Annotated in this window: 23 protein-coding genes and 1 other annotated feature; of the genes, 10 read left to right on the top strand and 13 right to left on the bottom strand. The window is 55.6% G+C overall.

Annotated features, from left to right (window positions below):
- Positions 1 to 24 precede the first annotated feature (24 nt).
- Positions 25 to 768: a YciC family protein gene (locus C6A40_RS10330; protein ID WP_023292236.1), complete on the bottom strand. Its 744-nt coding sequence runs from the start codon at positions 766 to 768 to the stop codon at positions 25 to 27.
- A 25-nt stretch (positions 769 to 793) separates the two neighbouring features.
- The gene (locus C6A40_RS10325; protein ID WP_021240310.1) at positions 794 to 1198 is read right to left on the bottom strand and encodes a YkgJ family cysteine cluster protein; all 405 of its coding nucleotides are present in this window, start codon (positions 1196 to 1198) and stop codon (positions 794 to 796) included.
- Positions 1199 to 1480: 282 nt separating this feature from the next.
- Between C6A40_RS10325 and ompW the strand changes: the two genes are divergently transcribed.
- Positions 1481 to 2113: an outer membrane protein OmpW gene (gene ompW, locus C6A40_RS10320; protein ID WP_008502800.1), complete on the top strand. Its 633-nt coding sequence runs from the start codon at positions 1481 to 1483 to the stop codon at positions 2111 to 2113.
- A 46-nt stretch (positions 2114 to 2159) separates the two neighbouring features.
- Here the strand turns inward: ompW and C6A40_RS10315 are convergent, their stop codons facing one another.
- The 8 genes from C6A40_RS10315 to C6A40_RS10280 all read right to left on the bottom strand — a co-directional run bounded on the left by C6A40_RS10315 (position 2160) and on the right by C6A40_RS10280 (position 10780).
- The gene (locus tag C6A40_RS10315) at positions 2160 to 2498 is read right to left on the bottom strand and encodes a hypothetical protein (protein WP_071530987.1); all 339 of its coding nucleotides are present in this window, start codon (positions 2496 to 2498) and stop codon (positions 2160 to 2162) included.
- Positions 2499 to 2624: 126 nt separating this feature from the next.
- Entirely contained in the window at positions 2625 to 2858 is a 234-nt protein-coding gene (gene yedF / locus C6A40_RS10310) for a sulfurtransferase-like selenium metabolism protein YedF (protein WP_003856774.1), read from the bottom strand.
- Complete coding sequence (gene yedE / locus C6A40_RS10305) at positions 2855 to 4066, bottom strand: selenium metabolism membrane protein YedE/FdhT (protein WP_114191276.1); 1212 nt, start codon at positions 4064 to 4066, stop codon at positions 2855 to 2857. The genes yedF and yedE overlap by 4 nt, the downstream gene beginning before the upstream one ends.
- Before the next feature lie 181 nt (positions 4067 to 4247).
- Positions 4248 to 5057 (bottom strand): tryptophan synthase subunit alpha, encoded by an 810-nt coding sequence (gene trpA, locus C6A40_RS10300; protein WP_045334893.1) that lies wholly within the window; start codon positions 5055 to 5057, stop codon positions 4248 to 4250.
- Positions 5057 to 6250 carry a tryptophan synthase subunit beta gene (trpB, locus tag C6A40_RS10295; RefSeq protein ID WP_008502804.1) on the bottom strand — a complete coding sequence of 398 codons (1194 nt, stop codon included), beginning with the start codon at positions 6248 to 6250 and terminating at the stop codon, positions 5057 to 5059. Before trpB ends, trpA begins: the two co-directional genes overlap by 1 nt.
- 10 nt (positions 6251 to 6260) lie before the next feature.
- Positions 6261 to 7619 carry a bifunctional indole-3-glycerol-phosphate synthase TrpC/phosphoribosylanthranilate isomerase TrpF gene (gene trpCF, locus C6A40_RS10290; RefSeq protein WP_008502805.1) on the bottom strand — a complete coding sequence of 453 codons (1359 nt, stop codon included), beginning with the start codon at positions 7617 to 7619 and terminating at the stop codon, positions 6261 to 6263.
- A 3-nt stretch (positions 7620 to 7622) separates the two neighbouring features.
- Positions 7623 to 9218 (bottom strand): bifunctional anthranilate synthase glutamate amidotransferase component TrpG/anthranilate phosphoribosyltransferase TrpD, encoded by a 1596-nt coding sequence (gene trpD / locus C6A40_RS10285; RefSeq protein ID WP_008502806.1) that lies wholly within the window; start codon positions 9216 to 9218, stop codon positions 7623 to 7625.
- On the bottom strand, positions 9218 to 10780 hold the full coding sequence (locus C6A40_RS10280; RefSeq protein WP_008502807.1) for an anthranilate synthase component 1: 1563 nt from the start codon (positions 10778 to 10780) through the stop codon (positions 9218 to 9220). The genes trpD and C6A40_RS10280 overlap by 1 nt, the downstream gene beginning before the upstream one ends.
- A 25-nt stretch (positions 10781 to 10805) precedes the next feature.
- Positions 10806 to 10899: a sequence feature (Trp leader region), on the bottom strand.
- Between the two features lie 160 nt (positions 10900 to 11059).
- On the opposite strand from C6A40_RS10280, the gene rnm reads away from it, so the two are divergent.
- The 3 genes from rnm to rluB all read left to right on the top strand — a co-directional run bounded on the left by rnm (position 11060) and on the right by rluB (position 13530).
- On the top strand, positions 11060 to 11941 hold the full coding sequence (gene rnm, locus C6A40_RS10275; protein ID WP_032674928.1) for an RNase RNM: 882 nt from the start codon (positions 11060 to 11062) through the stop codon (positions 11939 to 11941).
- Positions 11938 to 12558, top strand: a complete 621-nt coding sequence (locus C6A40_RS10270; RefSeq protein ID WP_003856793.1) for an L-threonylcarbamoyladenylate synthase — start codon at positions 11938 to 11940, stop codon at positions 12556 to 12558. The genes rnm and C6A40_RS10270 overlap by 4 nt, the downstream gene beginning before the upstream one ends.
- Before the next feature lie 96 nt (positions 12559 to 12654).
- The gene (gene rluB, locus C6A40_RS10265) at positions 12655 to 13530 is read left to right on the top strand and encodes a 23S rRNA pseudouridine(2605) synthase RluB (RefSeq protein ID WP_008502809.1); all 876 of its coding nucleotides are present in this window, start codon (positions 12655 to 12657) and stop codon (positions 13528 to 13530) included.
- A gap of 35 nt (positions 13531 to 13565) precedes the next feature.
- On the opposite strand, the gene cobO is transcribed toward rluB, so the two are convergent.
- A complete protein-coding gene (cobO, locus tag C6A40_RS10260) occupies positions 13566 to 14156 on the bottom strand; it encodes a cob(I)yrinic acid a,c-diamide adenosyltransferase (protein ID WP_045334890.1) in 591 nt (196 codons plus the stop codon).
- Complete coding sequence (locus tag C6A40_RS10255) at positions 14153 to 14914, bottom strand: YciK family oxidoreductase (protein WP_008502811.1); 762 nt, start codon at positions 14912 to 14914, stop codon at positions 14153 to 14155. Before C6A40_RS10255 ends, cobO begins: the two co-directional genes overlap by 4 nt.
- A gap of 251 nt (positions 14915 to 15165) precedes the next feature.
- Between C6A40_RS10255 and sohB the strand changes: the two genes are divergently transcribed.
- Positions 15166 to 16212 (top strand): protease SohB, encoded by a 1047-nt coding sequence (gene sohB, locus C6A40_RS10250; protein WP_008502812.1) that lies wholly within the window; start codon positions 15166 to 15168, stop codon positions 16210 to 16212.
- Positions 16213 to 16246: 34 nt separating this feature from the next.
- Here the strand turns inward: sohB and C6A40_RS10245 are convergent, their stop codons facing one another.
- Entirely contained in the window at positions 16247 to 16498 is a 252-nt protein-coding gene (locus C6A40_RS10245; RefSeq protein WP_003856804.1) for a YciN family protein, read from the bottom strand.
- Between the two features lie 399 nt (positions 16499 to 16897).
- Here C6A40_RS10245 and topA point away from each other — a divergent pair, with 399 nt between their 5' ends.
- The 5 genes from topA to ymiC all read left to right on the top strand — a co-directional run bounded on the left by topA (position 16898) and on the right by ymiC (position 21543).
- Positions 16898 to 19495: a type I DNA topoisomerase gene (topA, locus tag C6A40_RS10240; protein ID WP_023292242.1), complete on the top strand. Its 2598-nt coding sequence runs from the start codon at positions 16898 to 16900 to the stop codon at positions 19493 to 19495.
- Between the two features lie 187 nt (positions 19496 to 19682).
- Positions 19683 to 20657 carry an HTH-type transcriptional regulator CysB gene (gene cysB / locus C6A40_RS10235; protein ID WP_008502814.1) on the top strand — a complete coding sequence of 325 codons (975 nt, stop codon included), beginning with the start codon at positions 19683 to 19685 and terminating at the stop codon, positions 20655 to 20657.
- A 336-nt stretch (positions 20658 to 20993) separates the two neighbouring features.
- Entirely contained in the window at positions 20994 to 21134 is a 141-nt protein-coding gene (locus C6A40_RS10230) for a YmiA family putative membrane protein (protein ID WP_213374860.1), read from the top strand.
- 2 nt (positions 21135 to 21136) lie between these two features.
- Positions 21137 to 21307: a hypothetical protein gene (locus C6A40_RS25100; RefSeq protein ID WP_021240301.1), complete on the top strand. Its 171-nt coding sequence runs from the start codon at positions 21137 to 21139 to the stop codon at positions 21305 to 21307.
- Positions 21308 to 21444: 137 nt separating this feature from the next.
- A complete protein-coding gene (gene ymiC, locus C6A40_RS25260; RefSeq protein ID WP_032623144.1) occupies positions 21445 to 21543 on the top strand; it encodes a small membrane protein YmiC in 99 nt (32 codons plus the stop codon).
- Positions 21544 to 21558: the final 15 nt, after the last annotated feature.

Raw genomic sequence — 21558 nt, 5'->3', positions numbered from 1 at the left:
ACAGCGATGCCCCCCGCCTCGGGATTACTGACGAATTAACATGTACAGGCGGAACAGATAGACGAGCAGTACCGCTGAAATGAGATTGCTCAGCGTATTCGCCACCACGGCGCCGACGTTAGGCGTTAATACCGCAAAATTCGGTGCAAACAATAACAGCAGCGTTTTGGCCAGCAGCCAGCCGATCACGGCGGGCGCCACCAGACGCATATTAGCCCATGCCAGTCTGATGCTGCTGCGCATCGCGGTAAAAATTCCCATCTTATCCTGCACAACCATCACCGGCGCAAATGCGAGCACGATAGCCAGTAAAACGCCCGGCACCACGACCAGCATAATCCCCATTTGCACCAGCATCGTGGTTAAAAAGATCAGGATAAACAGCTTAGGTAAGACCGGTGCACTCGCACCAATCGCGCGTAAGGCGCTGACGCGGTGACCCGCCGATACCAGCTGAATCATCAGCAAAACGCCGCCCGCCAGAATTGCATTACCAATCAGGCCTGAGAACGTGGACGCGGCAGAGGCGCGCAGCAGGATTTGCTGCTGCTCCGGCGTCATATTTTGCACCAGCTCAAACAACCCCACGCTACCCGCAAGATGGTCGCCCTGGCTCAGGCTGGCAATCTGTTCTTCACTCGGTGAGAAGGCATGGCCCAGCACCACCGTGATAAAGGCGCAAAGCAACGCGATCAGTAAAAAGGTAATGAACTGATTGCGGAAAAAGTTTCCCGTGTCACGGTAGACAGACTTCGCCGTGATAGACATGCACTCTCCTTGAGTATTGCAGGTGTTAATTAGCCGGCAATTGTACACCGGATGCACCTGCTGTGGCAGCATCAAGGCTTGTATGGAAAAGCATATCTTTGTAAAGCGGCGGTAATCCAACCCGCGCGCGGGCGCGGTTACAGGCTTCGTTGACCTGGCCATCTTCCCCCGACATGGCAAATTCCCGGCACGGGCTGGGGCGATCCTCATAGATGGAACATCGGGTCGAGACCCCAGGCTCACCCTGTAGCGCCACACAGCGGGCCTGCTTTTGGTTCGTGCCGCTCATGCAGCGCAAAAAGGGGGTTAACGGCTCGGTAAGATGAACCGGAACGGTACCACCGCCATCGCTGGCTTCGGCCCAGTAGAAAGAGACTCGAAAATACGCACAACAGGCTCCGCACGTCATGCACGGGTTGATATCACTCATGGCACACCTGCAAAAGAAGAACGCATCAAATCAATTTGTGAGAGCGATAAATTATCCAGCCGCCAGAGGAAGAGCAAGAGGGGGAAAAGGGAAAATTTTGTAACCGTGAAATGCCAAAAATTGACATGGAAACAACTTATTGGTTTTGAGTGCGTAACAAAAAATTAATCCAGATCAATGAATGTTAAGTTACTGGTTTTAATGTGATCTGTGGCAGATCACTTATTACTCTTTTGTGAGTATATTCTCATCCGCGATTAAAACCACAACGATGGAGCGGATATGAAAAAATTAGCGGTGGCAGCCCTTGTATTAAGCAGTCTCTCTGGCGGCGCGTATGCGCATGAAGCAGGCGAATTCTTTATTCGTGCCGGTTCGGCTACGGCTCGCCCAACTGAAGGTTCGGATAACGTGCTGGGAATGGGCGGTTTTAACGTCAGTAATAACACCCAGTTAGGTTTAACCTTTACCTATATGGCGACGGATAACGTGGGCGTTGAGCTTCTGGCCGCAACGCCGTTCCGTCATCGCGTCGGTTTAGGACCAACCGGTGATATCGCCACGGTTCACCATTTACCGCCAACGCTGATGGCGCAGTGGTACTTCGGCGACTCAAGCAGCAAGGTGCGTCCTTATATTGGCGCCGGTGTGAACTACACCACCTTCTTTGATGAGAAATTCAACGATACTGGTAAAGAGGCGGGTCTGACGGATCTCAGCCTGAAAGATTCGTGGGGCATGGCGGGGCAGGTTGGCCTGGATTATCTGATTAACCGCGACTGGCTGATCAACGCCTCGGTCTGGTATATGGATATTGATACGGACGTACGCTTCAAGGCGGGCGGCCAGCAGCAAAGTATCAGCACTCGCCTGGATCCGTGGGTGTTTATGTTCTCTGCGGGTTATCGTTTCTGATTCCCCGTCAAACTGGCCACAGGGTGGCCAGTTTGCTTTGCTCACGTCAAAACGACGGATAAACCGGCCGCTCATCGAGCTTTACGCAGTGCCTCAGGATCGTTTCCCCATCATATAAATAGCTGAAAGCGTCGCTGGATACGGAATGGAAGAGAATATCGCCGTTGGCAAACGGGATCATTTCGGTATCACCCGCACGTTTATGCCCCGCACCGGTTTCAAAATGGCCGCGCCACCGTTCCTGAGTGTGGTCATAAACGTGCAGAATAACCTCGACAAGTCCTCTTTGCGGACAATTAAGACGCAGGAAAGTAGAAGAGAAATTCAGGGACAGCGCGTGGAAGGGAATCAATAAGGCGAAGACCAGTAAAGCTCGTAAATACATCAAACCGCGAAAACCTCTTTCAAAAGGGAAATGAGATTTTACTTAAGTCATAAATAACGTTTTTGCCGTGGATCAAGATGTCTTATAATTCAATGCGATAAAGGCCCCTGACGAGGCCCTTAGCGATCATTTTTGAATCAGATAGCGAATGGTTGGGCCATCCTGCTGGATATCCAGCACCGTATAACCGTGGTTTTTCGCATCCAGCGGTATGTTGTTGATGGACTGCGGGCAGTCGCTGACCACCTCCAGAATTTCACCTTTCTTAAGCTGCGGCAGCGCTTCAAGCGTAGCCACCGCCGGATATGGACAGGGCTCGCCAACCATATCCAGACGATAATCAGGCACGATCTCTTTCATGCTGCATTCTCCTGCGTTTCTGTTTTAACGCCCGCACGGCGGAAGAAACGTCTCTCCTGTGCGACGACCAGTAAAAAAGCGACCAACAACAGGGCGTAGGTGACGAGCAGGCCGCCGAGAGGCCCGAAGGTATTCAGCAGATTAACCTTATCCCACCGGGTAGCCAGGACGGGTGACACGTCATCCCAGCAGTACGCCAGGATCGTCGAGCCAATCACATTTCCCAGACCCACCCACCAGTAGTGCACCTGGCCTTCCACGGCGCGATACATCCAGCCGGTTTCACACCCGCCAGCCAGCACGATCCCGAAGCCGAACAGCAGACCGCCAATGACCGCGTTAGGACCGGCCCACATGATTTTCGGTTCGACGCCCAGTTGGACATAGCTGAAGATGCCGATGGCGCTGACCGCCATCCCGGCGATAATCGCTTTCGCCATCATCGTGCGCCCGGTGATCCACATATCGCGAAACGCGGAGGTAAAGCAGATCTGCGCGCGTTCAATGAGCAGACCAAAACCCACACCGAACAGCATCGCCAGACCGAGCTTAGGCTGGTTCAGGGCGGTGCAGAGCGCCCATGCCACCATGGCGAAAAAGACCAGCATTCCGAGGCGGAAACGGCGGCGGGCCTGAGAGGGCTTCTGGGGCAACGGAGACGCTGCGCTGACTTTTGTCATTTTCACTGGAATACGAAACAGCGGCAGCAGGGTGAATTTTGCGCCAAAGTAAGAGCCGATGGCCGTGGCGACGGCAAAGAACCAGGCGTGAAGCGAAAACTGCGGGATCCCGGTAAAGAAGGCGGCAAGGTTACACCCCATCGCCAGACGCGCGCCGAAACCGGCAATCATGCCGCCGACAACCGCCTGCAAAATGCGGATCCGGCTTTTGGGCATACGCAACTTAACGTTATTTGCCCACAGCGCGGCCGCGAAACAGCCGCCGAACATGCCGATAATCATCATCCCGTCGATGCGGGTAAGCGGGGTGCCGTCCAGATGAATGAGTTTAAAGTAACCCCACTCTTCGGCATGCACGCCAGCGAGTTGCAGCAATTGACCACCCCAGCGGGTGAACTCGCCGGTCACGGCCCAGAAGGTGCCGGTAATGCCAAAATAATAAGTAGAGAGAATGCCTGCCGCGATAACGGCCGGAACGGGTGACCAGAACTTAACCAGGTAAGCCTGTTTGAAGGATTGCCATGACATGAATAAGCCTCTGAACTCAGAAGGATTAAAGATAAAAAAGAGTCCAGATCATACGCTCACACGACAGTTTGAAAAGCCATTCACACCGAAAATATCGATAGGATCAATTTTGACGTAATCCTTTGTTGAAGGCGGGGAAGAAAGGGTAACCGTCTGGCAAGGGTGCCAGACGGTGGAGGGGTCAGGCTTTACGCGTCGCCGCCTTCATGGCGGTCACAAACGCCTTCAGCTCGGCCAGCATCTGCTCGGGCTTGTCCACGTTCTTCTCAATGATCTTCACAATCGCAGAGCCGGAAATGGCACCTGCAGCCTTCGCGTCAATCGCCGCGGTGACCTGATCCGGAGAAGAGATCCCGAAGCCCTGCAGCGGCGGCGCGGCATGGTACTCGGCCAGCTTTTCCACCAGATGATGCAGCGGTAGGGCCGCTTTATTCTCGGCACCGGTTACGCCTGCGCGGGAGAGCAGGTACGTGTAACCGCGCCCGTAAGAGGCTATCTGGCGCAGCAGTGTGTCATCGGCGTTCGGCGGGCAGATGAAAATCGGGGCGACGTTGTGACGCATCGCCGCCTGGCGGAACGGCGCGGACTCCTCGACCGGCACGTCGGCGACCAGAACAGAGTCGACGCCCACGCGTGCGCACTCGGCGTAAAATTCATCGATACCGCGGTTGAACACGAGGTTGGCGTACATCAGCAGGCCAATCGGGATAGTGGGGTGCTTCTGACGGATCGCTGCCAGCATTTCGAAGCACTGGGTTGGCGTCACGCCCGAAGCAAACGCGCGCAGCGTCGCATTCTGGATAGTCGGGCCATCCGCCAGCGGGTCAGAGAACGGGATCCCCAGCTCCAGCGCATCGGCACCGGCTTCAATCAGGGTGTCGATGATCTTCAGCGACTGTTCAGGGCCCGGATCGCCCAGGGTGACGAAGGGAACGAACGCGCCTTCCTGGCGGGATTTCAGTTCTGCAAATACGTTATCGTAGCGTTCCATCAGATTTCCCCTCGTGCTTTCAGAATATCGTGAACGGTGAAGATATCTTTGTCACCGCGTCCGGAAAGGTTGACCACCAGCAGCTGCTCTTTTTCCGGATTGTCTTTCATCATTTTCAGCGCATGGGCCAGAGCGTGTGAAGACTCCAGCGCCGGGATGATCCCTTCGCTGCGGCACAGCGTTTTGAACGCTTCCAGCGCTTCGTCATCGGTAATGGAGACATAGTCCGCACGACCGGTGCTGTTAAGATAGGCGTGCTGCGGTCCGACGGATGGGAAGTCGAGGCCAGCGGAGATAGAGTAAGACTCTTCAATCTGGCCTTCATCGGTCTGCATCATCGGGGATTTCATGCCGAAGTAGATCCCCACGCGGCCATGCTTCAGCGGCGCGCCGTGTTCACCCGATTCAATGCCGTGACCCGCAGGCTCGACGCCAATCAGACCCACGCGGGTGTCGTCGATAAAGTCTGCGAACATACCGATGGCGTTAGATCCGCCGCCGACGCAGGCGATGACTGCATCCGGCAGACGACCCTCTTTTTCGAGGATCTGCGCTTTGGTCTCTTCCCCGATCATGCGCTGGAACTCACGCACGATGGTTGGGAACGGGTGCGGGCCCGCCGCGGTACCGAGCATATAGTGCGCGGTTTCGTAGCTGCCAGACCAGTCGCGCAGCGCTTCGTTACAGGCATCCTTCAGCGTCGCGGAGCCGCTGTGCACCGGGATCACTTCTGCACCCATCAGACGCATACGGAAGACGTTCGGAGACTGACGCTCAACGTCTTTCGCCCCCATATAGATGCGGCATTTCAGGCCGAGCAGGGCGCTGGCGAGCGCCGAGGCCACGCCGTGCTGGCCTGCGCCGGTTTCGGCGATGATTTCGGTTTTGCCCATACGCTTCGCAAGCAGCGCCTGGCCCAGCACCTGGTTAGTCTTGTGCGCGCCGCCGTGCAGCAGGTCTTCACGCTTAAGATACAGCGTAGTTTTCGTGCCTTCCGTCAGATTGCGGCATTTGGTCAGGGCCGTTGGGCGGCCTGCATAGTTTTTCAGCAGGTCGGTAAATTCCGCCTGAAATGCCGGATCCTTCTGCGCGCTCACAAACGCTTCTTCCAGCTGGCGCAGCGCGGGCATCAGGATTTGCGGGACGTACATCCCGCCGAACTCACCAAAATACGGGTTAAGTAATGTCGTCATCTTCTCTTCCTTAATATGCACGCAGAGTTTTAAAAACCGAGGCCAGTTTGCTGGCATCTTTACTACCCGGCTGGGACTCTACGCCTGAATTGAAATCGAGGCCTGCGCAGCCGGTTTTCGCGGCTTCTACACAGTTATCCGGGCTTAATCCGCCCGCCAGCAGAACGTTGTCCAGCTTTTCGCCGTTCAGCAGAGACCAGTCAAAACGCTGGCCGGTTCCGCCCTGGCCGTTATCGAGGACGTATTTATCCACGTGGTTCAGGTTACGCGGGGGCAACGTATCGTCAACGCGTTGCGCTTTCCAGATCTGTACCTGCGGCGCCAGCGTGGCGCGCAGGGCATCGATATAGGCCTGATCTTCATCGCCGTGAAGCTGCACCGCGCTCAGGGATAACGCGTCGGCTTTTTCAACCACCTCGGCGATATCCGCATTGCGGAACACGCCAACATAGCTGAGTGGAGCCGCGGCGATGACCTTACGCGCCTGCTCTTCGCTGACCGCGCGAGGAGAGGAATCCACAAAAATCAGCCCGCCATAAATCGCTCCGGCTTCATACGCGGCTTGGGCGTCCTGTTCGCGGGTTAAACCGCAGACTTTGTTCTCACCCAGCAGCACGCGACGTACTGCCGCATTGAGATCGTCATGTTCCATCATGGCGGAGCCAATCAGGAAACCGTTGGCGAAGTGGCTCAGCTCGCGCACCTGGGCGTAGCTGTTAATGCCGGATTCGCTGATGACCGTGACGCCAGAGCCCAGCCGCGGCGCCAGCTGGCGCGTGCGGTTCAGGTCAATGGACAGGTCACGCAGATCGCGGTTGTTAATGCCGACCACTTTGGCTTCCAGCGCAATCGCGCGCTCCAGCTCCTCTTCGTTGCTCACTTCGGTCAGCACGCCCATTTTCAGGCTGTGCGCGACGGCAGAGAGCTGGCGGTACTGCTCGTCGTCAAGCACCGAGAGCATCAGCAGGCAGGCGTCGGCCTGGTAAAAGCGCGCCAGCCAGATCTGATACGGATCGATAATGAAGTCTTTACAGAGGATCGGCTGCGGCGCGATGCCGCTGACGATCGGCAGAAAATCGAAGCTGCCCTGAAAATATTTCTCATCCGTCAGCACGGAGATGGCTGAGGCATGATGCTTATAAATACCGGCAATGCGCGCCGGGTCGAAATCGTCACGGATAACGCCTTTTGAGGGAGACGCCTTTTTGCACTCAAGAATAAACGCGGTGCGCGCACCCTGCAGGGCGTCATAGAAACGACGGCTGCTCGGGACGACGTCGTTCTGGAAACTGGCAAGCGGCTGCTGTTGCTTGCGGGCTTCCACCCAGATGGCCTTATCGGCAACGATTTTCGCTAAAACGGTCTGCATTCTTTACCCTCTTGCCGCAAGTGCGGTAACGCGATCGTAAGCTGCACCGGAGCGCAGTACATCCAGAACTTTTTGAACGTTGGCCTTCAGGTCTTCCTCACCGTGCAAACGCATCAGCATGGCGACGTTGGCGGCAACGGCGGCCTCATGGGCGACCTCTCCCTTACCTTGTAATAAGCGCGTCAGAATGTCACGGTTTTCTTCCGGGGTACCGCCTGCCAGCGCTTCCTGGTGATACGGAGTTAAACCAAAGTCAGCGGCTTCCAGCTGGTAGCTCAGGATTTCACCGTCGCGCAGTTCGGCTACCAGCGTCGGCGCATGCAGTGACACTTCGTCCATTCCGCCGCTGTGCACCACGGCGGCACGCTGGTAACCCAGCACGCGCAAGGTCTCGGCAATCGGCAGGACCAGTTCCGGACTGTAGACACCGATCAGCGCCAGCGGCGGATGGGCCGGGTTGATCAGCGGGCCGAGCACGTTAAACAGCGTGCGGGTTTTCAGCTGCTGACGAACCGGCATTGCGTGGCGGAAACCGGTGTGATACTTCGGCGCAAACAGGAAGCAGACGCCCAGGTCATCCAGCGCTTCACGGGAACGTTCGGCGTTCATATCGAGATTAATGCCGAAAGCCGCGAGCAAATCAGACGAGCCCGACCGGCTGGACACGCTGCGGTTACCGTGCTTCGCCACCTTCAGGCCACACGCTGCGGCCACAAAGGCGCTGGCGGTTGAAATATTGATACTGTTGCTGCCGTCACCGCCGGTGCCGACGATATCGGCAAACGGATAGTCCGGGCGCGGGAACGGGGCGGCATTTTCCAGCAGGGCCGTGGCGGCACCGGCGATCTCCTGCGGGCTTTCACCGCGGACCTTCATGCTCACCAGCGCGGCTGCGAGCTGTTCTGGCTTCAGCTCGCCGCGAACCACGGCGGAGAAGAGCTGGTGGCTCTCCTGCTGGCTCAGGGTTTGCGCCTGATACAGTTTTTCCAGAATCGGCTGCAGGGTGTTGGTCTGCTCCAGCTTCTGTAACGCCCAGTCGAGGGTCTGCTCCAGCAGGCGGGCACCGTGGGAGGTCAGGATGGATTCCGGATGGAACTGCATCCCGCAGACGCGATCCGCGTCGTGACGTACCGCCATCACCATCCCTTCAAACGAGGCGTTGATCGTCAGCCCGGCGGGAATGTTGCTGCCGACCAGCGAGTGGTAGCGCGCGACCGGAAGCGGATTCGGCAGCCCGGCAAACATTGCCTGGCCGTCATGTTCTATGCTGGACGCTTTACCGTGCAGGATTTCACCTGCCTGGCCAACGTAGCCGCCATAGGCTTCAACAATCGCCTGATGACCGAGACAGATGCCGATAATCGGCAGCTTGCCGCGCATGCGGGTCAGCAGCTCCGGCATACAGCCCGCTTCGCTCGGTGCGCCTGGTCCGGGGGAGAGCATCAGCACCGGGTTTTGCATGGTTGCCAGACGGTCAATCAGGGTCTGCGCCGGGACGTGGTTGCGATAGATAACGACGTTATGTCCATTCGCACGCAGCTGATCTGCCAGGTTATAGGTAAAGGAGTCGATATTATCGAGCAGCAGAATGTCAGCCATCAGAAAATCTCCTGTGCATGGTGTGCGGTAGCAATGGCGCGAAGGACCGCACGCGCTTTGCTGCGCGTTTCGTCAGCTTCAGACTGCGGAACAGAATCAAGAACAATCCCGGCACCCGCCTGGACGGTGGCAATACCGTCTTCGACATAGGCGGAGCGGATCACGATGCAGGTATCGAGGTCACCGTGGGCCGTAAAATAGCCCACCGCGCCGCCGTAGCTGCCGCGACGGCGTCCTTCGGCGGCGGCAATCAGCTGCATGGCGCGCACTTTCGGCGCACCGCTCAGGGTGCCCATGTTCATGCAGGCGCGGTAGGCGTGCAGCACGTCGAGGTCGTGGCGCAGCTCGCCCACCACGCGGGAGACCAGGTGCATCACGAACGAATAGCGGTCGACTTTAGTCAGGTCCGCCACGTAGCGGCTGCCCGGGGTGCAAATACGGGCCAGATCGTTACGTGCCAGGTCAACCAGCATCAGGTGCTCGGAGAGTTCTTTGTGGTCGGTGCGCATTTCCAGCTCGATGCGGCTGTCGAGATCGCGATCCAGCGAGCCGTCGGCGCGACGTCCGCGCGGACGGGTTCCGGCGATCGGGTAGATCTCAATCTGGCGGCTGGTGGCGTCATATTTCAGCGAGCTTTCCGGCGAGGCGCCGAACAGCGTGAAGTCATTGTCCTGCATAAAGAACATGTACGGGCTTGGGTTGCTCTTTTTCAGCACGTCGTAAGCGGCCAGCGGGGACGGGCAGGGCAGAGAGAAGCGACGGGACGGTACAACCTGGAAAATTTCCCCGGCGCGAATCGCCTTTTGCATCTGGCGAACCACGGCACCGTACTGATCGTCGGTCTGGTTCACATCGCAGGTCATTTTTTCCACGCGCTGCACCGGTAGCGCAGGCGGCGCTTCCGTCATTTGCTGCTGCAGTTGGGCAATGCGGTGCTCCAGACGGGTTTTCTCAGCGCCAGAAGGCGTGAACAGGCTGGCCTGAATGCGGGTGTATTGTTTCTGATGGTCGATCACCAGCAGGGTTTCGGCCAGATAGAAGCAATAGTCCGGGCAGCGATTGCCCTGCTCGGTTTCCGGCAAATCTTCAAATCCCGCGACCAGGTCGTAAGCAAACAGCCCGCCAAAGAACATCGCTTCACGCTCATCGTGCGGAACGGTGACCAGGTTTTGCAGCAGGCGGAAGGCATCAAAGACGGACAGGGAACAGAGGCGCGCGTCTTCATCTAACAGTTGGCTAACCGGCGGGAAATGCAGAATGCGCATTTCCGGATGACGCTCGTTTTCGATGCCTGAAGGCAGGGCGGCATCAAGCAGCGGCAGCAGCGATGCGCCATTGTCTGACAAAGCCTTAATAGTGACAGTGTCACCTAAGGCGGTAATGCGCAACGCGCTGTCGACCAGCAGAAGGCTTTTCAGATCGTCCTTGCTGTCGATGTCCGCAGATTCCAGCAGCAGCGTTGCCGGGCGAGCCCCGCACACCTGATGAAACAGCGCGGTCGGGTTGTGGCGATAGGCCGCCTCGCAGGTCAGCAATTCGAGATGGGGTTTGGCTGTTTGCATGTTGGTGTTCTCATTTATTCTGTTCAAAAAAAAGCCCGCTGGGTAGCGGGCGGGTATCTGTTTGCATTTCGCAGACGCGTGACACTGCCCGATGATCAGGAAGTACGCCACCAGCCGTGCAGAGTGAAATGTGCTCTCATTTTCAGATACCTTTCTCGTGTGAACTTGCGTACTAGTTAACTGGTTCGATGGCGTGTTGTCAACCCTTGATTTCAGAATTTCACGTTAAGTCGGTATCATGGCGGTTTCGGATGTCTTCAACCTGTTATGGGAAGTGCTTTGAGCGATACCACCTACGCGATTATTTATGATTTACACAGCCATACTCAGGCCTCTGATGGCCTGCTGACACCCGAAGCCCTGGTTCATCGTGCCGTTGAAATGCGCATCGGCACGCTGGCGATAACCGATCACGATACGACGGATGCCATTCCGGCTGCGCGCGCCGAGATTGCCCGCTGCGGGCTGGCACTCAATCTGGTGTCCGGCGTCGAGATTTCGACCGTCTGGGAAAACCATGAGATTCATATCGTTGGCCTGAACATCGATATAGACCATCCGGCACTTATTGAGTTTTTGCAAGAACAAAAAACGCGCCGCAACCAGCGCGCAGAGATGATCGGCGAGCGTCTGGAAAAGGCACATATTCCTGGCGCGCTGGAAGGTGCGCAAAAGCTGGCGAACGGCGGGGCGGTTACGCGCGGTCATTTCGCCCGTTTTCTGGTAGAGGCGGGTAAAGCCACGACGATGGCGGATGTCTTTAAAAAGTATCTGGCGCGCGGGAAAACCGGATACGTTCCGCCACAGTGGTGTACAATAAAACAAGCTATTGATGTGATTCATCATTCTGGCGGTAAGGCCGTGCTGGCCCATCCGGGGCGGTATAATCTTTCTGCTAAATGGCTGAAAAGGCTGCTGGCGCACTTTGCCGAAAACGGTGGAGAGGCGATGGAAGTCGCCCAGTGTCAGCAGGCACCCAACGAGCGCGCGCAGCTCGCGACCTATGCCCGACAGTACGGCCTGCTTGGCTCACAGGGTTCTGATTTCCATCAGCCCTGCGCCTGGATCGAACTGGGGCGCAAGCTCTGGCTGCCCGCTGGCGTTGAGCCGGTCTGGCAGCTATGGGAACAGCCGCAGCAAATTGAAGAGAGGGAAGTATGAGTCAGTTTTTCTATATCCATCCGGATAACCCGCAGCCACGCCTGATTAACCAGGCCGTGGAGATCGTCCGCAAAGGCGGCGTGATTGTCTACCCGACCGATTCCGGCTACGCGCTGGGCTGCAAAATTGAAGATAAAGGGGCGATGGAACGCATTTGCCGTATTCGCCAGTTGCCGGACGGCCATAACTTTACCCTGATGTGCCGCGATCTCTCTGAGCTGTCCACCTATGCTTATGTGGATAACGTGGCGTTTCGCCTGATTAAGAACAACACGCCGGGCAACTACACCTTCATCCTGAAAGGGACCAAAGAAGTGCCGCGTCGTCTGCTGCAGGAAAAACGTAAAACCATCGGCATGCGCGTGCCGTCGAACCCGATTGCGCAGGCGCTGCTGGAAACCCTCGGTGAACCAATGCTGTCTACCTCGCTGATGCTGCCCGGCAGCGAGTTTACCGAGTCCGATCCGGAAGAGATCAAAGATCGTCTGGAGAAGGTGGTCGAGCTGATTATTCACGGCGGTTATCTCGGCCAGCAGCCGACCACCGTGGTCGACTTAACCGAAGATGCACCGGAAGTGATTCGTGAAGGCGTGGGTGACGTAAAGCCTTTCTTGTAATGGTATAAGCAGATATACTACGCGGCCATCAAAGCAGGGCTCGGCCCTCTTTTGACCTGATTCGACGCCTGTGAAGGCGACACCTGAGGAAGCTCAATGAGCGAGAAGTTACAGAAAGTGCTGGCGCGTGCCGGCCACGGTTCACGCCGTGAAATCGAAGCCATTATTGAAGCGGGCCGCGTGAGTGTGGACGGTAAAATCGCCACGCTGGGTGACCGCGTAGAAATCGTACCGGGGCTAAAGATCCGTATCGACGGTCATCTTATCTCCGTGAAAGAGTCCGCTGAGCAGATCTGCCGCGTGCTGGCTTACTACAAGCCGGAAGGCGAGCTGTGTACCCGCAATGACCCGGAAGGTCGCCCGACGGTGTTTGACCGTCTGCCTAAACTGCGTGGCGCTCGCTGGATTGCCGTTGGTCGTCTGGACGTGAATACCTGCGGTCTGCTGCTGTTTACTACCGATGGTGAACTGGCAAACCGTCTGATGCACCCAAGCCGTGAAGTGGAACGTGAATACGCCGTGCGTGTGTTCGGCCAGGTTGACGAGAATAAACTGCGCGACCTGTCGCGTGGCGTTCAGCTGGAAGACGGTCCTGCGGCGTTCAAAACCATCAAATTTACCGGTGGGGAAGGCATCAACCAGTGGTATAACGTGACCCTGACCGAAGGCCGCAACCGCGAGGTGCGTCGTCTCTGGGAAGCGGTAGGTGTGCAGGTTAGCCGCCTGATCCGTGTCCGTTACGGCGACATCCTGCTGCCAAAAGGCCTGCCGCGTGGGGGTTATACCGAACTGGATCTGACCCAGACCAACTATCTGCGCGAGCTGGTCGGTCTGACGCCGGAAACCACCTCTAAAGTGGCGGTGGAAAAAGATCGTCGCCGCATGAAGGCGAATCAGATTCGCCGTGCGGTGAAGCGTCACAGCCAGGTGAGCAGCAACCGCCGCTCTGGCAGCCGTAATAACAACGGTTAATGTAAAAGCCCGGTGAAGATACCGGGCTTTATTCTTTAGTAATCAATCCCTATTTGCGCTTTGATGCCCGCATCAAACGCATGTTTAACCGGACGCAGCTCGCTGACGGTATCTGCCAGCTCCAGAATATCCCGATGACACCCGCGCCCCGTGATGATGACCGTCTGATGGGCGGGACGGTTTTTCAGGGCATTAAGCACGGTGTCCAGCGGCAAATAGTCGTAGGCGACCATATAGGTGATCTCATCCAGCAGAACCAGGTTGAGTGAGGGATCGGCCAGCATTCTTTTGGCGTGCTCCCAGACGGCCAGACAGGCTGCGGTATCGGTTTCGGGGTTCTGAGTGTCCCACGTAAAGCCGGTCGCCATCACCTGGAACTCAACGCCGTGAGGCTCAAGCAGATTACGCTCGCCGTTAGGCCACTCACCTTTAATAAACTGGATAACGCCGACCTTCTGACCGTGGCCGACGGCGCGTGTCGCCGTGCCGAATGCGGCCGTGGTTTTCCCTTTGCCGTTGCCGGTAAAGACGATGACGATCCCGCGCTCGTCCTGAGCGGCCGCGACGCGCGCATCAACCTGTTCCTTCAGACGCTGCTGGCGCTGCTGATGACGTTCTTCACTCATTGCGAGATTCCTGGTTTACGGCCCGGCTGGGCGTCAAAGGTCATCCCGGTTTTGCGGCGGCTGTCGTCGCCCATCAGCCAGAGATAGAGCGGCATAATGTCTGCCGGCGTTTTCAGCTTCTGCGGGTCTTCCGTCGGGAAGGCGCTGGCGCGCATTTTTGTGCGCGTACCGCCCGGGTTAATGCAGTTTACGCGCAGATGGCGGCTTTGGTACTCCTCTGCCAGCACCTGCATCATGCCTTCGGTCGCGAATTTTGACACGGCATAGGCACCCCAGTTTGCGCGCCCCTCACGGCCTACGCTGGAGGAGGTGAACACCAGTGAACCCGAATCCGATTTGAGTAATAAAGGAAGGAGTGCCTGGGTCAGGAAAAACGTCCCGTTGACGTTGACCTGCATGACCTCCTGCCAGATCTCGGGATCCTGTTCATCCATCGGGCGAACTTCGCCAAGCAAGCCGGCATTATGCAGTACGCCGTCCAGGCGCGGGTAATGGGTGCTGATGCGGTGAGCAAGCTCCTGACATGACGCGGGCGTGCAGGTGAGCAGATCGAGCGTGTACCAGCGAGCAGGAATCCCACCTGCGGCTTCAATCTCCTGCGCCACCCCTTTAAGTTTTTCTTCGTTGCGGCCGGTCAGGATGACGCTCGCGCCATACTCAGCGTAGGTCAGCGCCGCTTCACGGCCAATCCCGTCGCTGGCCCCAGTGACAAGAATGATGCGGTTCTGCAGCAGATTTTTTTGCGGTTGATAATGCAAGGTGACTCCTCGGCGCACGGTGACTTAAACACGCCTTCTTTTGTGACTTTTCGGCTTTATGCCCGAATTCGCCTGATAATTCAATCAGTCTACAGGACGCATTGCTGTAAAATTAACAATTTGCAAATATTTAAACGCCAGACCGGGGATTCCTGAAGGCGCCTCGCAGAGGTAGTGTCACGAGCGAGACGCATGGGCAGGGGTGTTGTACACTGCCGTGAAAGATTCGTGGTTAAATCAAGGTGGAACGCGTGGAATTACTTTCTCAATATGGGTTGTTTTTGGCGAAAATCGCGACGGTGGTGATTGCCATTGCGGTGGTTGCCGTTCTGATTGTCAACCTGACGCAGCGCAAGCGTCAGCGTGGGGAGTTACGCATCACCCGCCTGAGCGAGCAGTATAAAGAGATGCAGGAAGAGATGTCTCTGGCCCTGCTTGATAGTCATCAACAGAAGCTGTGGCTCAAAGCGCAGAAGAAAAAGCATAAGCAGGAAGCCAAAGCGGCAAAGGCAAAGGCGAAGCTCAATACGCCACAGGATAAGGTCACGCCACGGGTTTACGTGCTCGATTTTAAAGGCAGCATGGATGCGCATGAAGTCGCGTCTTTGCGCGAAGAGGTCACTGCCGTGCTGGCCGTGGCGACGCCGCAGGATCAGGTCGTTGTTCGTCTTGAAAGCCCGGGAGGCGTGGTGCACGGCTACGGCCTGGCGGCCTCTCAGCTGCAGCGCCTGCGTGAAAAACAGATCCCGCTGACCGTGGCCGTAGATAAAGTGGCAGCGAGTGGTGGCTACATGATGGCCTGCGTGGCGGACAAAATTGTGGCCGCACCGTTCTCGATTATCGGCTCGATCGGCGTGGTCGCACAAATCCCGAACTTTAACCGCTTCCTGAAAAATAAAGAGATTGATATCGAGCTTCACACCGCGGGTCAGTACAAACGCACCCTGACGCTGCTGGGGGAAAACACGGAAGAAGGGCGCCAAAAATTCCGTGAGGATCTCAACGAAACGCATCATCTCTTTAAAGACTTTGTGCACCGTATGCGCCCGACGCTGGACATTGAGCAGGTCGCAACGGGTGAGCACTGGTACGGCGTTCAGGCGCAGGAGAAAGGGCTGGTGGATGAAGTCGGAACCAGCGACGATCTGCTGCTCAACCTGATGGAAGGCCGGGAACTGGTGGGCGTCCGCTTTGCCCAGCGCAAGCGACTCCTTGACCGCTTTACCAACAGTGCGGCAGAAAGCGCGGACCGCCTGCTGCTCCGCTGGCTACAGCGTGGACAAAAACCGCTGCTGTAAACAAAAACGCGAGGCTTATGCCTCGCGTTTTGCGTTAATCGACCAGGTGATATTTCTCGGAAAGCGTATGTGCCAGGTATTTAAACATGTTAAACACGGCGGTGCTTTTCGGGGTCGGTAAGCCCTGTTCATCAAGGAAGTATTCGCCGCTGAAAACCAGCACGCCATTTCGCTGCTCTACGCCGGTGGCTTCAATGCCTGCCAGCGTATCTTCATGGTCACGAATAAGCTTGTTTGCTTCGATAAGCAGAGAGGCTCGGTCAATAGGTTGGGTCGTATTCTGCATAATCCACTCCTTAAACAGTGACAATAGTCTACGCCGAGGGCGCTTTGGGGGCAAATTTTCCCTGTAATGTGAGGGGATAAGGTGCAGGGGCCTGGCTGGCAGGATTTGCTTTTGCATGCTAATAAAGTTGCGTAACGAATTTTATCAGGTAGAGTGTGCGCTTTCGTCATTCTGGCAACAGAATTGCTTGACATTCAACCGGGAATTCGTCACGAATTACACGAGATGTGAGAAAAATACCCGAGAACTCAATCACCTGGGCGTCTTTTCTTTAACGCCCGGTAAGACAAAGGGGTTGATATCTCCTGACGCAGTCGCAATATCATTGGCTCGTCGTCAGCGGAAGGGAAATCAACGTGCGGCGTATTCCTGGAAGAATTAAATTAGGTAAAGGTGAATATGGGTAAAGCTCTCGTCATCGTTGAGTCCCCGGCAAAAGCCAAAACGATCAATAAGTATCTGGGTAATGACTACGTGGTTAAGTCCAGCGTTGGTCATATCCGCGATTTGCCGACCAGTGGCTCAGCCAGCAAAAAGAGCGCAGACTCTACCTCCACCAAAGGGGCTAAAAAGCCTAAAAAGGATGAACGTAGCGCGCTTGTCAACCGCATGGGTGTTAACCCATGGCATAACTGGGATGCACAATATGAAGTGCTTCCAGGGAAAGAAAAAGTCGTTAACGAGCTGAAGCAGCTGGCTGAAAAAGCAGACCACATCTATCTCGCAACCGACCTTGACCGCGAAGGGGAAGCCATTGCGTGGCACCTGCGGGAAGTGATCGGGGGTGATGACAAACGCTACAGCCGCGTAGTGTTTAACGAAATTACGAAGAATGCGATTCGTCAGGCGTTTGAGAAGCCGGGCGAGCTAAACATCGACCGTGTTAACGCCCAGCAGGCGCGTCGCTTTATGGACCGCGTTGTGGGCTACATGGTTTCTCCACTGCTGTGGAAAAAGATTGCCCGTGGCCTGTCCGCAGGTCGTGTGCAATCCGTCGCCGTGCGTCTGGTCGTTGAGCGCGAGCGCGAAATTAAAGCCTTCGTGCCGGAAGAGTTCTGGGAAGTCGATGCCAGTGTGACCACGCCGGGCGGTGACGCTCTGCCGCTGCAGGTAAGCCACCAGAACGATAAGCCTTTCCGCCCGGAAAACCGCGACCAGACCATGGCCGCCGTGGCGCTGCTGGAAAAGGCACGCTATCAGGTGCTGGAACGTGAAGACAAGCCGACCAGCAGCAAGCCTGGTGCGCCGTTTATCACCTCCACCCTGCAACAGGCGGCGAGCACCCGTCTGGGTTACGGCGTGAAGAAGACCATGATGATGGCCCAGCGCTTGTATGAAGCAGGTTACATCACCTACATGCGTACCGACTCAACCAACCTGAGTCAGGACGCGGTCAACATGGTGCGTGGCTACATCAGCGACAACTTCGGTAAGAAATACCTGCCGGAAAGCGCTAACCAGTTCGCCAGTAAAGAGAATTCTCAGGAAGCGCACGAAGCGATTCGTCCTTCTGATGTCTCCGTGCTGGCTGAATCGCTGAAAGATATGGAAGCCGACGCGCAGAAGCTGTATCAGCTGATCTGGCGTCAGTTCGTGGCGTGCCAGATGACCCCGGCCCAGTACGACTCCACCACGCTGACCGTTGGCGCGGGTGATTTCCGTCTCAAGGCGCGCGGTCGTATTCTGCGTTTCGACGGCTGGACAAAAGTGATGCCTGCGCTGCGTAAAGGTGATGAAGACCGAACGCTGCCTGCGGTGAACAAAGGTGATGAACTGTCTCTGGTTGAGCTGATCCCGGCTCAGCACTTCACCAAGCCACCGGCACGCTTCAGTGAAGCATCTCTGGTAAAAGAGCTGGAAAAACGCGGTATTGGCCGTCCGTCGACCTACGCGTCAATTATCTCGACGATTCAGGATCGCGGTTACGTCCGTGTTGAAAACCGTCGTTTCTATGCGGAAAAAATGGGTGAGATCGTCACCGATCGTCTGGAAGCCAACTTCCGCGAGCTGATGAACTACGATTTCACCGCGCAAATGGAAGACAGTCTCGACCAGGTTGCCAGCCACCAGGCGGAATGGAAAAAGGTCCTCGACAGCTTCTTCAGCGATTTCACCGACCAGCTTGAAAAGGCGGAGAAAGACCCTGAAGAGGGCGGCATGCTGCCTAATCAGATGGTACTGACCAGCATCGACTGCCCAACCTGTGGCCGCAAGATGGGGATCCGTACTGCCACCACGGGCGTGTTCCTGGGCTGCTCCGGCTATGCGCTGTCGCCAAAAGAGCGCTGCAAAACCACCATCAACCTGGTGCCGGAGAACGAAGTTCTCAACGTGCTGGAAGGTGACGATGCGGAAACGAACGCTCTGCGTGCCAAGCGCCGCTGCAAAAAATGCGGCACGGCAATGGACAGCTACCTGATCGATCCAAAACGCAAGCTGCACGTGTGCGGTAATAACCCAACGTGTGACGGGTATGAGATTGAAGAGGGCGAGTTCCGCATTAAAGGCTATGACGGCCCGATTGTGGAGTGCGAGAAGTGTGGTTCTGAAATGCACCTGAAAATGGGGCGTTTCGGTAAGTACATGGCCTGTACCAACGACGAATGTAAAAACACGCGCAAAATTCTGCGTAACGGTGAAGTGGCCCCGCCGAAGGAAGATCCGGTTCCGCTGCCGGAGCTGCCGTGTGAGAAATCCGACGCGTACTTCGTGCTGCGTGACGGCGCGGCAGGTGTCTTCCTGGCCGCCAACACCTTCCCGAAATCGCGCGAAACCCGCGCGCCGCTGGTGGAAGAGCTATATCGCTTCCGCGATCGTCTGCCGGAGAAACTGCGTTATCTGGCCGATGCGCCGCAGCAGGATCCGGAAGGCAACAAAACCGTGGTGCGTTTTAGCCGTAAAACTAAGCAGCAGTATGTTGCGGCAGAGAAAGAGGGTAAAGCGACCGGATGGTCAGCCTTCTTTGTCGATGGCAAATGGGTTGAAGGCAAGAAATAATCTTTCCTAACCGTAACTTACCTGTAAAAGGGCCGGATTTCCGGCCCTTTTTTATTACCTTGTTATTATTTTTTGTTCCGTACTATACAGTCAGGCTATAAATGATATAGTGGTTATAGTTAACCTGTTTCTTATTATTAAATCGTCTTAAGCGAATGACCGCATGCGCTAAATCGGATGGTCTGGCATGAAATTACAGCAGCTTCGTTATATCGTTGAGGTGGTGAATCATAACCTTAACGTCTCTTCTACCGCCGAGGGGCTATATACCTCGCAACCGGGCATCAGCAAACAAGTTCGTATGCTGGAGGATGAGTTAGGCATTCAGATCTTCGCCCGCAGCGGTAAGCATCTCACTCAGGTGACGCCTGCAGGGCAGGAAATCATCCGCATTGCGCGTGAAGTCCTCTCTAAAGTCGATGCGATCAAGTCTGTGGCGGGGGAGCATACCTGGCCGGATAAAGGCTCGCTGTATATTGCTACGACGCATACTCAGGCGCGCTATGCGCTACCCGGCGTGATCAAAGGCTTTATCGAGCGTTATCCTCGCGTCTCGTTGCATATGCACCAGGGCTCGCCAACGCAAATCGCTGAAGCCGTCTCTAAGGGGAATGCAGACTTTGCCATCGCCACCGAAGCGCTTCACCTGTATGACGATCTGGTGATGCTCCCGTGCTACCACTGGAACCGCTCTATTGTGGTGACCCCCGATCATCCCCTGGCGGGTAAAGGGTCGGTCACTATCGAAGAGTTGGCCCAGTATCCTCTGGTGACCTATACGTTTGGCTTTACCGGCCGGTCCGAGCTTGATACGGCATTTAACCGGGCAGGGTTAACGCCGCGCATTGTCTTTACCGCGACCGATGCCGACGTGATTAAGACCTATGTCCGGCTTGGATTGGGCGTGGGCGTCATCGCCAGCATGGCGGTCGATCCGGTGTCAGACCCTGACCTGGTGCGTCTTGATGCGCACGACGTTTTCAGCCATAGCACCACAAAAATTGGGTTCCGCCGCAGCACCTTCCTGCGCAGCTATATGTATGATTTTATTCAGCGCTTTGCCCCTCATTTAACGCGTGACGTGGTGGATACCGCCGTGGCATTACGCTCAAATGAAGATATTGAAGAGATGTTTAAAGACATCAAACTCCCCGAAAAATAATCACACCCGGTATCTTTCCCCCAGGGAAAGATACCGAAATAACGCCTCAAAGCTAAATTAGAATTATCATCATCTGCTTTCCCTGCCATATAATGTCATTAGCCATTTGCTTTGTAAGGTTTTAATGTCGTGAATTGGCGACAAAAGTAGAAACTAATTTACGCCTCCGCAAATTTTTCTTTTCAATAATTTATTTCTGGTCAAAAGATTGAATATTTCATACCTCCCGGTGCGTAAATTCACTGGCTTTTCGGCTAAAGTTTCTTTAGGATTTATCTCAACAGATGATTAATTGTACCAATTGTTTGGTCCTAAATGATAAGCGATGTCGATTGTATGAGGTTAGCAATGCCTTCAGGAAGTGAAGAACCGCAAAGGGATCCTGCGCTCAAGCGTAAAGCCTGGCTGGCGGTCTTTCTCGTCTCCGCCTTGTTTTGGGTGGCTGTTGCTCTCCTGGCCTGGAGATATTGGGGTTAAATATGGCAGTGACGGTACGTACCGCTTCGGTAAAACAGATGTGTCAGCATCGTGACAACGGCCACAGAGGGCGTAAAGCACCTGCAACTGTTGTACCTGCGTCCTGGAAACTGACGCCGCAGCAGCAAGCGTTTATTGATGTGTTCGCAGAAGACGAACCCAAAAAACAATAATTTAGTTTATTGCGTAATGATGCAAATAGTCTGAATATCGACTCTGCACTTTTGTACTCTTTAATAAATACACATCAGCAATATAGCACTGAGGAACAACCTCGGAATTTTTATAAATAATGCCTGGTGTCCCTATGATGAATAACATGACGTCTCACAAATACTGGTCGTGGATCGGCGTTTTTACCGTGTCGATTCTGTTCTGGAGTCAGCTCATCTGGCTGGCGCTCCACTAAATTGTAAAACCTCGC

This window comes from Enterobacter sp. GER_MD16_1505_Eko_090 (assembly GCF_003331015.1).
GTDB lineage: Bacteria > Pseudomonadota > Gammaproteobacteria > Enterobacterales > Enterobacteriaceae > Enterobacter > Enterobacter roggenkampii.
The sequence above is the reverse complement of the archived record's forward strand: the minus strand, read 5'-3'. Positions and strand labels throughout refer to the sequence as shown.